The following is a 12,203-nucleotide window of genomic DNA, read 5'->3' as shown; positions in this document are numbered from 1 at the left end:
CACGCACACGCGGTCGGGGAGGGGCGGGGCGGGTGGGCGGTCGCTCGCATGGTGGACGGGAGACCCCCTCCCGCGACCGTGCCCGGTACGCTCGTCCACGGGCCGTGACTGGCGCGCTGGGATGGGATCGACCATCGGGGAGCGGCCCGCAACCGTGTGCCGTGCGCCTGGGCCGAACCGTGAACGCCGAACGCCACGTCCGGAGGCCGTCATGTCAGAATCCCCCGCGCCCCTCTCCACCGAGTCCACCGCCTTCCGCAGCGCCCTCGAAGTGATCCGTGCCGTCGAACCCCGGGTCGCCGACGCCATCGGGCAGGAGATCACCGACCAGCGCGAGATGCTCAAACTGATCGCCTCCGAGAACTACGCCTCCCCGGCCACCCTCCTCGCGATGGGCAACTGGTTCAGCGACAAGTACGCCGAGGGCACCGTCGGCCGCCGCTTCTACGCCGGCTGCCGCAACGTGGACACCGTCGAGGCCCTCGCCGCCGAGCACGCCCGGGAGCTCTTCGGCGCCGAGCACGCCTACGCCCAGCCGCACTCCGGCATCGACGCCAACCTCGTCGCCTTCTGGGCGGTCCTCGGCAAGCGCGTCGAGGTCCCCGCCCTGGAGAAGGCCGGCGTCCGCAACGTCAACGACCTCTCCGACGCGGACTGGGCCGGGCTGCGCCAGGCCTTCGGCAACCAGCGCATGCTCGGCATGTCCCTGGACGCGGGCGGCCACCTCACGCACGGCTTCCGCCCGAACATCTCCGGCAAGATGTTCGACCAGCGCTCCTACGGCACCGACCCCGCCACCGGCCTCATCGACTACGAGGCCCTGCGCGTCTCCGCCCGCGAGTTCAAGCCGCTGATCATCGTCGCCGGCTACTCCGCGTACCCCCGGCTGGTGAACTTCCGGATCATGCGGGAGATCGCCGACGAGGTCGGCGCCACGCTCATGGTGGACATGGCACACTTCGCCGGTCTCGTCGCCGGCAAGGTCCTGACCGGCGACTTCGACCCGGTCCCGCACGCCCAGATCGTCACCACGACCACCCACAAGTCGCTGCGCGGCCCGCGCGGTGGCATGGTCCTGTGCGACGAGTCGCTGGCCGAGCAGGTCGACCGCGGCTGCCCGATGGTCCTCGGCGGCCCTCTCCCGCACGTGATGGCCGCCAAGGCGGTCGCGCTCGCCGAGGCCCGCCGCCCCGAGTTCCGCGACTACGCCCGGGCGGTCGTCGACAACGCCCGCGCCCTCGCCGAGGGGCTGATGCGGCGTGGTGCCACGCTGGTCACCGGTGGCACGGACAACCACCTCAACCTGATCGACGTCGCCTCCTCCTACGGCCTCACCGGCCGCCAGGCCGAGTCCGCCCTGCTCGACTCGGGCATCGTCACCAACCGGAACGCGATCCCCGCCGACCCGAACGGCGCCTGGTACACCTCGGGCATCCGGATCGGCACGCCCGCGCTGACCACCCGGGGCCTCGGCGCGACCGAGATGGACGAGATCGCGGGTCTGATCGACCGCGTCCTGACCACCACGGAGCCGGGCACCACCAAGAAGGGCGCCCCCTCCAAGGCCCAGCACGTCCTCGACCCGAAGATCGCGGACGAGATCTCCCACCGCGCGACCGACCTCCTCACCGGCTTCCCGCTGTACCCGGAGATCGACCTCGGCTGACCGGCCGGCGGACCTTCCCGGCGTGACCCCGCGGCGGCCCGGACCGGTCCGGGCCGCCCCGCTCCGCCCCGGGGCGTACCGCCCGGACGCCCGTGACCGGCGGTGGCTGTCACACCGCCGCAGACGGATCGGACCCCACCTGTTCCCGACCAGTTCCGGACCCGGCCCCGACACCTGAGAGAATGATGAGCATGGCTCTCGACCGTCCCCGCGTGCTCTCCGGAATCCAGCCCACCGCAGGCTCGTTCCATCTCGGCAACTACCTCGGCGCCGTCCGCCAGTGGGTGGCCCTGCAGGAGTCCCACGACGCCTTCTACATGGTCGTGGACCTGCACGCGATCACCCTCCCGCAGGACCCCGCGGACCTGCGCGCCAACACCAGGCTGGCCGCCGCGCAGCTGCTGGCCGCCGGGCTGGACCCCGAGCGCTGCACGCTCTTCGTCCAGAGCCATGTCCCCGAGCACGCCCAGCTCGCGTGGGTGATGAACTGCCTCACCGGCTTCGGCGAGGCCTCCCGCATGACCCAGTTCAAGGACAAGTCCGCGAAGCAGGGTGCCGAGCGCGCCTCGGTCGGCCTCTTCACGTACCCGATCCTGCAGGTCGCGGACATTCTCCTGTACCAGGCGAACGAGGTTCCCGTGGGTGAGGACCAGCGCCAGCACATCGAGCTGACGCGTGACCTCGCCGAGCGGTTCAACGGCCGGTTCGGACCGACGTTCACCGTGCCGAAGCCGTACATCCTCAAGGAGACGGCGAAGATCTTCGACCTGCAGGACCCGACGGTCAAGATGAGCAAGTCGGCGTCGACGCCGAAGGGCCTCATCAACCTGCTCGACGAGCCGAAGGCCACCGCGAAGAAGGTCAGGAGCGCGGTCACCGACACGGACACGGTGGTCAGGTTCGACGTCGAGAACAAGCCGGGCATCAGCAACCTGCTGGGCATCTACTCCAACCTCACCGGGACCGGTATCGCGGAACTGGAGGAGAAGTACGCCGGCAAGGGCTACGGTGCGCTGAAGACGGACCTGGCGGAGGTCATGGTCGACTTCGTGACGCCCTTCAGGGAGCGCACCCGGCAGTACCTGGACGACCCGGAGACGCTCGACTCGATCCTGGCCAAGGGAGCCGAGAAGGCCCGTGCGGTCGCCGCGGAGACGCTTGCGCAGACGTACGGGAGGGTGGGTTTCCTGCCCGCCAAACACTGAGCGCGCGTACGGATCACAAGCGCCGTTCGCGGGTACCGGAGTCCGTACGGCAGCCGGGACGAGACCAGGACAACACCGGCACGGCATCCGGTACGGGGCCGTGCCGCCGTACAGTCGACAGTCGGCGGAAGCCCGCCGCGCGGAACACCGGAACATCACAGCACCGGAACACCGGAACAACGACAGGAGACGACGTGGGGACCGTAACGATCGGTGTGTCGATCGCGGTCCCGGAGCCACACGGCAGCCTGCTCCAGGAGCGGCGCGCGGGCTTCGGCGACCCCGCGGCTTCCGGCATCCCCACCCATGTCACGCTGCTGCCGCCGACGGAGGTCGAGGAGGCGGCGCTGCCCGCGATCGAGGCGCACCTCGTCGAGGTCGCGGCCGCCGGGCGGTCCTTCACGATGCGGCTGAGCGGGACGGGGACGTTCCGTCCGCTGTCCCCCGTCGTGTACGTACAGGTGGCCGAGGGGGCCGAGGCCTGCACCTGGCTGCAGAAGCAGGTCCGGGACGCCTCGGGGCCGGTGGCGCGCGAGCTGCAGTTCCCGTACCACCCCCATGTGACGGTGGCGCACGGCATCGACGACGCGGCGATGGACCGTGCGTTCGAGGAACTGGCGCAGTACGAGGCGCAGTGGTCGTGCACCGGCTTCGCGCTCTACGAGCAGGGGTCCGACGGCGTGTGGCGCAGGCTGCGCGACTACGCCTTCGGGGGCGCGGTCGTGCCGCCCCAGGCGGGGCACGTCGAGCGCGGCCAGCTCCCGGCCTGCTGACCGCGGTCCCGCGGTCATGCCGCCCGGGCGGCGGACGGGGCACCCGCCGGAGCGCCCTACAGCGGCAGGCGGCGGAACACCGCCCGCGGGGCGTGGCGCAGGGCCGACATGACCACGCGCAGCGCCCCGGGCACCCACACCACCTCCGAGCGGCGGCGCAGGCCCGTCTCGATGGCCGTGGCGACCGCCTCGGGGGTCGTCGCGAGCGGGGCCTCCTCCCTCCCCTGCGTCATCTTCGAGCGGACGAACCCGGGACGCACGACCATCACATGGACGCCCGTGCCGTACAGCGCGTCCCCCAGGCCCTGGGCGAACGCGTCGAGGCCCGCCTTGCTGGAGCCGTAGATGAAGTTCGCGCGGCGGGCCCGTTCGCCCGCCACCGAGGAGAGCACCACCAGGGAGCCGTGGCCCTGGGTCTGGAGGGCCTGCGCGCACACCAGCCCCGACGAGACGGCGCCCGTGTAGTTGGTCTGGGCGACCCGGACCGCGGCGCCCGGCTCGTTCTCGTCACGTGCCTGGTCGCCGAGGACGCCGAACGCCAGCAGGACCATGTCGATGTCGCCCTCGGCGAAGACCTTGCCGAGGACCGCCTCGTGGGCGCCGGGGTCGAGTGCGTCGAAATCGACGGTACGGACGTCCGCGCCGAGCTCGCGCAGCCCCGCGGCGGCCGCCTCCAGGCCGGGCGAGGGGCGGCCCGCGAGCCACACCGTACGGGTGCGGCGGGTGATGAGCCGGCGCGCGGTGGCGAGCGCGATCTCGGACGTGCCGCCAAGGACGAGCAGGGACTGCGGGATGCCGAAGGCGTCCTTCATGGGAACCGAACTCCAAGGGGGAGGGGGGACGGGCCGGGTGCGTGGGGCGGCCCGGGTCAGAGGCCGAGGCGCCGGGACAGGTCGGAGGTGAAGACGGACCGCGGGTCCAGCTCCGCGCGCAGCGCCCGGAACGCGCCGAGCCGCGGGTACATCGCCGCGAGCAGTTCGGGCCGCAGCCGGGAGTCCTTGGCGAGGTAGACCCGCCCGTCGGCCGCGGCGACCTCCCCGTCCAGCTCGTCGAGGAAGGCACCGAGCCCCGGCAGGTTCGCGGGGATGTCCAGGGCGAGCGTCCAGCCGGGCATCGGGAAGGACAGCCAGCCCGGGTCGCCCTCGCCGAACCGCTTCAGCACGGCGAGGAAGGAGGGGCAGCGCCGCTGCGAGATGCGGTGCACGATCCGGCGCAGGGCCTCCTCCTGCCCGTACCCGACGGCGAACTGGTACTGCACGAAACCGCCGCGCCCGTAGACGCGGTTCCAGTGCGGTACGCCGTCGAGCGGGTGGAAGAACGTGGACATCCGCTGCAGTTCACCGACCCGCGCGCGGGGCGCCTTGCGGTACCAGAGCTCGTTGAACAGGCCCACCGTCGTACGCCCCAGCAGCCCCTCGGGGACGAAGGAGGGAGCGGCGGGCAGCCGGCCCGGACGGAACTCCAGCGGGGCCCTGCGCGCACGCGTGCCGTCGGCCAGCGCCTCCAGCGGGGCGTGGTCGCCGCGGGTCAGCACCGAGCGCCCCATGGAGGCACCGCGGGCCAGCAGGTCGATCCAGGCGACCGAGTAGCGGTAGCGGTGGTCGGTGGCCGTGAGGCGGGCCATCAGGTCGTCCAGGTCCGTGGCGCGTTCCGTGTCGACGGACATCAGCGACGTCTCGACGGGCTGCAGCCGGACGGTGGCCGTCAGGATGACCCCGGTCAGGCCCATCCCGCCCGCCGTGGCGTCGAAGAGGGGGGTGCCGCTGCTCACCGTGCGGATCCCGCCGTCCGCGGTCAGCAGCTCGAAGGACAGGACGTGCCGCGCGAACGACCCCGACACGTGGTGGTTCTTGCCGTGGATGTCCGCGCCGATCGCCCCGCCGACCGTCACGTAGCGGGTCCCGGGGGTCACCGGCACGAACCAGCCCAGCGGCAGCAGGACCTCCATGAGGCGGTGCAGCGAGACACCGGCGCCGCACAGCACCGTCCCGCCGTCCGCGTCGACCGCGTGCACGCGGTCCAGGCCCGTCATGTCGAACACGGCCCCGCCCGCGTTCTGCGCCGCGTCCCCGTACGCCCGCCCCAGGCCCCGCGCGATGCCCCCGCGGGCCCCGCAGTCCCGGACGGCCGCCACGGCCTCGTCGTACGAACGGGGGCGCACCAGGCGGGCGGTGGTGGGAGCGGTGCGGCCCCACCCCGTGACGGAAACCGTGTCGGTAGGCATGCCGATGACCGTATCGGCAGAAAGTTACGGTTAGTTCTGCAACATCCCTTTCCTCCCCGAAATGGGTGATTAATGGGATGTCGCTCAATATTGCCGGAGGTATCGCCGTGTTGACGTGAACAGTGGGTCCCCATGGACCACCACGACGAGCGCCCCGACCTGGATCACCGCATCCTCACGGCTCTCCACGCGCGGGGCGCCGGCCCACGGGTCGCCGCCGCCGCGCGGACCCTGTCCCTGGCCGGCGAGCACGGCGCGCTGTGGATCGCGGCGGGCCTCGTGGGCGCGGCGGCCGACCCGCGGCGGCGCGGCGCCTGGCTGCGCGGCACGGCCCTGACCGCGGGCGCGCACCTCGCCAGCATGGGCGTGAAGCGGCTCGTGCGCCGGCCGCGGCCCGGCCACGTCGAGCCGCTGGTCCGCACCGCGGGCCGGCACTCCTTCCCCAGCTCGCACGCCACGTCCGCGACGGCGGCCGCCGTCGCCTTCGGCGCGCTCGGCGCGCGCGTGGTGCCCCCGCTGGCCGCCGCGATGTGCCTCTCGCGGCTGGTCGTCGGCGTCCACTACCCCTCGGACGTCGCGGCGGGCGCCGCCCTCGGCGCGGTGACCGCCCGGCTCGGTGCCCGCTGGATGACGGGAGGCCGTGACCATGGCTGACACGGCCCTCCTGGAGCGGACCCGCACGCAGCAGGTCCCGCCGCGCGGACCCGGCCTCCTGAGGGGGCTCCTCAGGACCGCCCGGCCGAAGCAGTGGGTCAAGAACGTCCTCGTCGTCGCCGCCCCGGCCGCGGCGGGCGAGCTCTTCTCGCGGCACGCCCTGATCCAGGTCGGACTCGTCTTCGTCCTGTTCACGGCCTGCGCCGCGAGCGTCTACCTGGTCAACGACGCCCGGGACGCCGACGCCGACCGCGCCCACCCGGTCAAGTGCCACCGGCCGGTCGCCGCCGGGCAGGTGCCCGTCCCGGTCGCCTACGCGGTGGGGTTCGTGCTCGCCGTCGTCGCCCCCGCCGCGGCCGCCCTCCTGTGCTCGCCGTTCACCTCGGCGCTGCTCACCGCCTACCTGGGCCTGCAGTTCGCGTACTGCCTGAGCCTCAAGCACGTCCTGGTCGTCGACCTCGCCGTGATCACCACCGGGTTCCTGATGCGGGCCATGATCGGAGGGTTCGCGCTCGGCATCCCGCTGTCGCGCTGGTTCCTGATCACGACCGGCTTCGGCGCGCTCTTCATGGTGTCCGCCAAGCGCTACTCGGAGGCCGTCCAGATGGCCGGGAAAGCGGGCGCCACCCGCGCGCTGCTCACCGAGTACACGGTCGGCTACCTGCGCTTCGTCTGGCAGCTCGCCGCCTCGGTCGCCGTACTCGGGTACTGCCTGTGGGCCCTGGAGGAGGGCGGGGTGCCGCACACCAGCGTGCTGCCCTGGCGGCAGCTGTCGATGGTCGCCTTCATCCTCGCCGTGCTGCGGTACGCGGTCTTCGCCGACCGGGGCACCGCCGGCGAACCCGAGGACGTCGTTCTGCGCGACCGCGCGCTCGCCGTGATCGGTGTGGCGTGGCTCGCGATGTACGGCCTGGCGGTGGCCGACTGGTGAGAGGGACGCACGGCACGGGAGCGACGCGGGCGGCGGGAGCGACGGGTGCGCCCGGCGCGTCCCGGCCACGGCCGCGGGAGGCTCCCCGGATCCGGACCCGGACCCGCACCCGGTCCCGGTCCCGGCCGCACCTGCGCGAGGTCCTCGGGTTCGCCGCCGCCGGGCTCCTCGCGTACGCCGCCGACCTCGCCCTCTTCCTCTGGCTGCGCGGGCCGGCCGGCCTGGACCCGCTGACCGCCAAGGCGCTGTCGTTCGTGGCCGGCTGCTCGGTCGCGTACGCGGGCAACGCACTCGGCACGTACCGCCACACGCGCGGGGGACCGCGCCGGTACGCCGTCTTCTTCGGGGTGAACGTCGCGGGCGCCCTGGTGCAGTTGCTGTGCATCCTCGTCAGCCACCACGGTCTCGGATTCACCTCCCCGCGCGCGGACGCCGTGTCGGGCGCGGGAATCGGCATGGTGTTCGCTACGGCCCTGCGCTTTTGGGGTACCAGGACATTGGTTTTCCGAGGCGAGGGCAGGGTCGGATCATGGACTGGCTGAAAAAGCTCCCCGGCGTGGGCCCGTGGATCGCCCGGCTGATGGTCACGCACGCCTGGCGCTCGTACGAGCGGCTGGACCGGGTGAAGTGGACACGGCTCGCGGCGGCGATGACCTTCATCAGTTTCCTCGCGCTCTTCCCGCTGATCACGGTGGCCGCCGCGATCGCCGCCGCGACCCTCGACGAGAAGGGGGTCCGAACGCTCGAGGACAAGATCGCCGAGCAGGTGCCCGGCATCTCCGAGCAGCTCGACATCGGCGTCCTCGTCGAGAACGCCGGCACGGTCGGGGTCATCGCGGGCGCGCTGCTGCTGTTCACCGGCATCGGCTGGGTGGGCTCGATGCGCGAGTGCCTGCGCGCGGTCTGGGAGCTGCCGGACGAGGAGGAGAACCCGATCCTGCGCAAGCTCGTGGACGGCGGCGTGCTCCTCGGCCTCGGCGGCGCCGCGCTCGTCACGATCGCCGCGTCCGCCCTGGCGTCGAGCGCGGTGGGCTGGTCGACCCGGCTCCTCGGTATCGAGGAGGGCGGCTGGGGCGGAGTGCTGCTGCAGACGGCCGCCTTCGCGGTGGCCGTCCTCGCCGACTTCCTGCTGCTGCTCTGCCTGTTGACGCTGCTGCCCGGCGTCCAGCCGGAGCGCCGCCGCCTGGTCGTCGCCGCACTGATCGGCGCCGCCGGCTTCGAACTGCTGAAACTGCTGCTCAGCGGCTACATCCAGGGGGTCGCCGCGAAGAGCATGTACGGGGCGTTCGGCGTGCCCGTCGCCCTGCTCCTGTGGATCAACTTCACGTCCAAGCTGCTGCTCTTCTGCGCCGCCTGGACGGCGACGCAGCACAAGACCCCCGCCGAGCAGGCGATCGCGGACGGCACCGCGGACGGCGCGGCGGACGTCAGCGGCGGCGGCGCATCAGCTCCGGCAGCGGCCAGCGGCGGTTGATCACGAAGACACCGGCGGCGAGCAGGACGAGGACGCCGCCGGCGATCGCCAGGGCGGTCCAGGCGCCGTTCGAACCGTCCGCGTGCGCCGACGCCGCGACGGGCTTCGCCGACCCCGAACCGTCGCCCGCGCCCCGGCCCTCGCCCGAACCGCCCGCCTCACCGGAGGCGTCGGCACCCGGCTGCGCGCCCGTGTCCGCGCTCTTCGGCGCCACCAGCTCACCCACCGGGGAGACCTTCCCCGACGCCTTGAAGCCCCAGTCGAGGAGCTTCGCGGTCTCCTTGTAGACCTGGTCGTGCTCCTGCTTCTCCGGGTTCATGACGGTGACGAGCAGCACCTTGCCGTCGCGCTCGGCGACCCCCGTGAACGTCGCGCCCGCGTTCGTGGTGTTGCCGTTCTTCACACCCGCGACGCCCGGGTAGGCGTCCAGTCCGTAATCACCGGTCAGCAGCCGGTTGGTGTTCTGGATCTCGAAGGTCCCGCGGGTGGTCTTGCCCTTCTTGTTCTTCCTGGTCTCGCCGGGGAACTTCGCGCGGACCGTCGAGCAGTACTCCCGGAAGTCCGCGTTCTGCAGCCCCGACCGGGCGAACAGCGTCAGGTCGTACGCCGACGACACCTGGCGCTTCTCGTCGTAGCCGTCCGGGGTGACCACGTTCGTGTCGAGCGCCTGCAGCTCCTCGGCGCGCGCGTTCATGTCCGCGACGGTCCGGTCGACGCCCCCGTTCATCGCGGACAGGACGTGCACGGCGTCGTTGCCGGAGCGAAGGAAGACGCCGAGCCACAGGTCGTGGACCGTGTACGTCTCGTCCTCCTTGACGCCCACCATGCTGGAGCCCGCGCCGATGCCCGCCAGGTCGGACGGCACGACCTTGTGGGTCTGCGTCTTGGGGAACTTGTCGAGCAGGGTGTCGGCGAACAGCATCTTCAGGGTGCTCGCCGGAGGCAGCCGCCAGTGCGCGTTGTGCGCGGCCAGTACGTCACCGGACTCGGCGTCCGCGACGATCCAGGAACGGGCGCTCAGGTCCTTCGGCAGGACCGGCGCGCCGGTGCCGAGGTTCACCCGGGTCCCGGCCAGGCCGAGCTGGGCGCCGCCCACCTTCGACATGCCCGGGGGCGGGGTCGCCGTCGGGCTGCCCGACGGCGAGGCCGAGGACGTCGCCGACGGGGACGGCGACGGCTTGTCGTCCCTGGCCGCGGCCGCGGCGGGCGAGGCGGCGGTCGCCGTGAGGGCGAGCGAGAACGACAACAGGGTGGCGGAGGTGACCAGCAAGGACGGCTTGGCGGTCTTTTTCATGGCGGGCACGGTCGGAAACGTACAGGGCACCGCGTGCGAAGTCGCGAGGGCCTCCCCACCCCGGGCGCCGGCCCCGTCCGGGGGCGGCGATACTGAACCCATGAAGCTCAGCCGTCCCCTCTCCTGGTTCCTGCTCGCCTTCGGAGTGTGGAGCTGGGTCATCTGGATCACTTTCATCAAAAACCTGTGGAAGGACGGCAGCGGGCTCGCCTTCGACGACGCGGGCGATCCGACCGGGTACTTCTGGGTGCACCTGACGCTCGCCGTCGTCTCCTTTCTCTTGGGGACGATCGTCGGGGGCATCGGGTTGCGCGGTGTCCGGGCCTTGCGCGGCACACCGTCGTCATCACGTCATACGTCATAACGGGAGAGCCGCCGCGTGGTCATCGTGTTCCTGGTCCTGGTCCTGGCCGTGTTCGGCGGACTCCACTGGTACCTGTGGCGCCGGCTGGTGCGCGACACGACCGCGCGGCCCGGGACCGCCCGGCGGGCCGGCACGGTCGCGCTGGTGGCGGGACCCGTACTGATGTTCGCGGCGATCACGGCGGAGCGGACGGGTGCGCCGTTCCGGCTGCAGCAGGTGCTGGCCTGGCCCGGCTTCCTGTGGATGGCCCTGACGGTCTACCTGCTGCTGGCGCTGCTGGTCGGCGAGGCGGTACGCCCGCTGCTGCGCAGGGTCTCGGAGCGGCGCTCGGCAGCCACGGCCGGGCGGGCCGCGCCGGCGGAGATATGCGGGTCCGCGCCCGTCGTGCCGGCGGAGGCGTCCGCCGTGCCCGCGGAGGCGCCCGCCGTGCCCGCGGGGGCGCCCGGCCGGAAAGCCGGACGGCCCGCCGAGCCGGAGCCGGAGCTGGAGCCGGAACCTGAGACGGAGCCGGTGCCGGCCCCCGCTCCTCCCCCTGCTCCGGCCCCCGTTTCCAGCCCTTCCCGGCGGCTGTTCGTCTCCCGGGTCGTCGGCGGGGCCGCCGCGGCCGCCGCCGTGGGCACCGTGGGGTACGGGACCTACGGCGTCCTGCGCGGGCCCAGGGTGAAGCGGGTCACCGTGCCGCTCGCCAAGCTTCCGCGCTCCGCGCACGGGTACCGCATCGCCGTCGTCAGCGACATCCACCTCGGGCCGGTGCTGGGGCGCGGCTTCGCCCAGAAGGTCGTCGACACGATCAACTCGACGCAGCCCGACCTGATCGCGGTCGTGGGTGACCTCGTCGACGGCAGCGTGAAGGACCTCGGCCCGGCCGCCGCGCCGCTCGCCCGGCTGAAGGCCCGGCACGGGTCGTTCTTCGTCACCGGCAACCACGAGTACTTCTCCGGCGCCGAGGAGTGGGTCGCGCGCGTACGCGAGCTGGGGCTGCGGCCGCTGGAGAACGCCCGCACCGAGCTGGCCGACTTCGACCTGGCCGGCGTCAACGACGTGGCGGGGGAGGACGAGGGGCAGGGCCCCGACTTCGCGAAGGCCCTCGGCGACCGGGACCGCGACCGGACGTGTGTGCTGCTCGCCCACCAGCCGGTGCAGATCCACGACGCCGTGGACCACGGGGTGGACCTGCAGCTCTCCGGGCACACCCACGGCGGGCAGCTGTGGCCCGGCAACTTCGTCGCGGACCTCGCCAATCCGACCCTGGCCGGTCTGGAGCGCTACGGGGACACCCAGTTGTACGTGTCGCGGGGCGCCGGCGCGTGGGGGCCGCCCACCCGGGTGGGGGCGCCGTCCGACATCACCGTCGTGGAGCTGGCCTCCAGGCAGGCCTGAACGGGGCGCCTCCGGCGGGAGCCCGACGGGTGGGGCTTCGACCGGCCGGCCGACCGACCGGCTGATTCCGGTCAGTCGGCGACGGGCCGGACACCGCCGTACGGCGGCCGGCCTTCACAGCGCTCGGCGGACGGCCGTACGCGAGGCGGTGTCCGGTCCGCCGCGGCGGGCCGCGATCCGGTTGCTGAGCTGCGAGGACGTGGGGGCCGGCCGGGTCCGGCGGACGGCGGTGGGCCTT

General features: G+C 72.8%; 12 protein-coding genes and 1 riboswitch. Of the genes, 9 read left to right on the top strand and 3 right to left on the bottom strand.

From position 1 onward, the window contains the following. Nucleotides 1-94: 94 nt before the first annotated feature. Nucleotides 95-180: riboswitch (ZMP/ZTP riboswitch) on the top strand. A gap of 31 nt (nucleotides 181-211) precedes the next feature. The 3 genes from QFZ75_RS15085 to QFZ75_RS15075 all read left to right on the top strand — a co-directional run bounded on the left by QFZ75_RS15085 (nucleotide 212) and on the right by QFZ75_RS15075 (nucleotide 3,644). Continuing rightward, on the top strand, nucleotides 212-1,666 hold the full coding sequence (locus tag QFZ75_RS15085) for a glycine hydroxymethyltransferase (RefSeq protein WP_307537297.1): 1,455 nt from the start codon (nucleotides 212-214) through the stop codon (nucleotides 1,664-1,666). Nucleotides 1,667-1,857: 191 nt separating this feature from the next. Next, nucleotides 1,858-2,871, top strand: a complete 1,014-nt coding sequence (gene trpS / locus QFZ75_RS15080) for a tryptophan--tRNA ligase (protein WP_307537295.1) — start codon at nucleotides 1,858-1,860, stop codon at nucleotides 2,869-2,871. Between the two features lie 194 nt (nucleotides 2,872-3,065). Next, nucleotides 3,066-3,644 (top strand): 2'-5' RNA ligase family protein, encoded by a 579-nt coding sequence (locus QFZ75_RS15075; RefSeq protein ID WP_307537293.1) that lies wholly within the window; start codon nucleotides 3,066-3,068, stop codon nucleotides 3,642-3,644. A gap of 56 nt (nucleotides 3,645-3,700) precedes the next feature. On the opposite strand, the gene QFZ75_RS15070 is transcribed toward QFZ75_RS15075, so the two are convergent. Together QFZ75_RS15070 and QFZ75_RS15065 are read right to left on the bottom strand one after the other, a co-directional pair. Next, nucleotides 3,701-4,456, bottom strand: coding sequence for a decaprenylphospho-beta-D-erythro-pentofuranosid-2-ulose 2-reductase (locus QFZ75_RS15070; RefSeq protein ID WP_307537291.1), 756 nt, complete (start codon nucleotides 4,454-4,456; stop codon nucleotides 3,701-3,703). 56 nt (nucleotides 4,457-4,512) lie between these two features. Then, nucleotides 4,513-5,868: an FAD-binding oxidoreductase gene (locus tag QFZ75_RS15065; protein WP_307537290.1), complete on the bottom strand. Its 1,356-nt coding sequence runs from the start codon at nucleotides 5,866-5,868 to the stop codon at nucleotides 4,513-4,515. A 132-nt stretch (nucleotides 5,869-6,000) separates the two neighbouring features. Between QFZ75_RS15065 and QFZ75_RS15060 the strand changes: the two genes are divergently transcribed. The 4 genes from QFZ75_RS15060 (at nucleotide 6,001) to QFZ75_RS15045 (ending at nucleotide 8,927) form a co-directional block, all read left to right on the top strand. Next, entirely contained in the window at nucleotides 6,001-6,522 is a 522-nt protein-coding gene (locus QFZ75_RS15060; RefSeq protein ID WP_307537288.1) for a phosphatase PAP2 family protein, read from the top strand. After that, the gene (locus tag QFZ75_RS15055) at nucleotides 6,515-7,453 is read left to right on the top strand and encodes a decaprenyl-phosphate phosphoribosyltransferase (RefSeq protein WP_307537287.1); all 939 of its coding nucleotides are present in this window, start codon (nucleotides 6,515-6,517) and stop codon (nucleotides 7,451-7,453) included. The genes QFZ75_RS15060 and QFZ75_RS15055 overlap by 8 nt, the downstream gene beginning before the upstream one ends. 89 nt (nucleotides 7,454-7,542) lie before the next feature. After that, nucleotides 7,543-7,995: a GtrA family protein gene (locus QFZ75_RS15050; RefSeq protein ID WP_307544494.1), complete on the top strand. Its 453-nt coding sequence runs from the start codon at nucleotides 7,543-7,545 to the stop codon at nucleotides 7,993-7,995. After that, nucleotides 7,983-8,927: a YihY/virulence factor BrkB family protein gene (locus QFZ75_RS15045; RefSeq protein ID WP_307537285.1), complete on the top strand. Its 945-nt coding sequence runs from the start codon at nucleotides 7,983-7,985 to the stop codon at nucleotides 8,925-8,927. The genes QFZ75_RS15050 and QFZ75_RS15045 overlap by 13 nt, the downstream gene beginning before the upstream one ends. On the opposite strand, the gene QFZ75_RS15040 is transcribed toward QFZ75_RS15045, so the two are convergent. Further along, nucleotides 8,881-10,230 (bottom strand): D-alanyl-D-alanine carboxypeptidase family protein, encoded by a 1,350-nt coding sequence (locus tag QFZ75_RS15040; RefSeq protein WP_373465874.1) that lies wholly within the window; start codon nucleotides 10,228-10,230, stop codon nucleotides 8,881-8,883. The genes QFZ75_RS15045 and QFZ75_RS15040 overlap by 47 nt on opposite strands. A gap of 91 nt (nucleotides 10,231-10,321) precedes the next feature. On the opposite strand from QFZ75_RS15040, the gene QFZ75_RS15035 reads away from it, so the two are divergent. Both QFZ75_RS15035 and QFZ75_RS15030 read left to right on the top strand, forming a co-directional pair. Then, nucleotides 10,322-10,585: an SCO4848 family membrane protein gene (locus tag QFZ75_RS15035; RefSeq protein ID WP_307537282.1), complete on the top strand. Its 264-nt coding sequence runs from the start codon at nucleotides 10,322-10,324 to the stop codon at nucleotides 10,583-10,585. 15 nt (nucleotides 10,586-10,600) lie between these two features. Continuing rightward, the gene (locus QFZ75_RS15030) at nucleotides 10,601-11,965 is read left to right on the top strand and encodes a metallophosphoesterase (RefSeq protein WP_307537281.1); all 1,365 of its coding nucleotides are present in this window, start codon (nucleotides 10,601-10,603) and stop codon (nucleotides 11,963-11,965) included. The last annotated feature ends 238 nt before the right edge of the window (nucleotides 11,966-12,203 follow it).

It is taken from the genome of Streptomyces sp. V3I8 (assembly GCF_030817535.1).
GTDB lineage: Bacteria > Actinomycetota > Actinomycetes > Streptomycetales > Streptomycetaceae > Streptomyces.
The sequence above is the reverse complement of the archived record's forward strand: the minus strand, read 5'-3'. Positions and strand labels throughout refer to the sequence as shown.

What these genes read in the sequence shown, in the direction of transcription:
- QFZ75_RS15085 (WP_307537297.1), top strand. Translation starts at nt 212, where the DNA reads ATGTCAGAATCCCCCGCGCCCCTCTCCACCGAGTCCACCGCCTTCCGC.
- trpS (WP_307537295.1), top strand. Translation starts at nt 1,858, where the DNA reads ATGGCTCTCGACCGTCCCCGCGTGCTCTCCGGAATCCAGCCCACCGCA.
- QFZ75_RS15070 (WP_307537291.1), bottom strand. Translation starts at nt 4,456, where the DNA reads ATGAAGGACGCCTTCGGCATCCCGCAGTCCCTGCTCGTCCTTGGCGGC.
- QFZ75_RS15065 (WP_307537290.1), bottom strand. Translation starts at nt 5,868, where the DNA reads ATGCCTACCGACACGGTTTCCGTCACGGGGTGGGGCCGCACCGCTCCC.
- QFZ75_RS15060 (WP_307537288.1), top strand. Translation starts at nt 6,001, where the DNA reads ATGGACCACCACGACGAGCGCCCCGACCTGGATCACCGCATCCTCACG.
- QFZ75_RS15055 (WP_307537287.1), top strand. Translation starts at nt 6,515, where the DNA reads ATGGCTGACACGGCCCTCCTGGAGCGGACCCGCACGCAGCAGGTCCCG.
- QFZ75_RS15045 (WP_307537285.1), top strand. Translation starts at nt 7,983, where the DNA reads ATGGACTGGCTGAAAAAGCTCCCCGGCGTGGGCCCGTGGATCGCCCGG.
- QFZ75_RS15035 (WP_307537282.1), top strand. Translation starts at nt 10,322, where the DNA reads ATGAAGCTCAGCCGTCCCCTCTCCTGGTTCCTGCTCGCCTTCGGAGTG.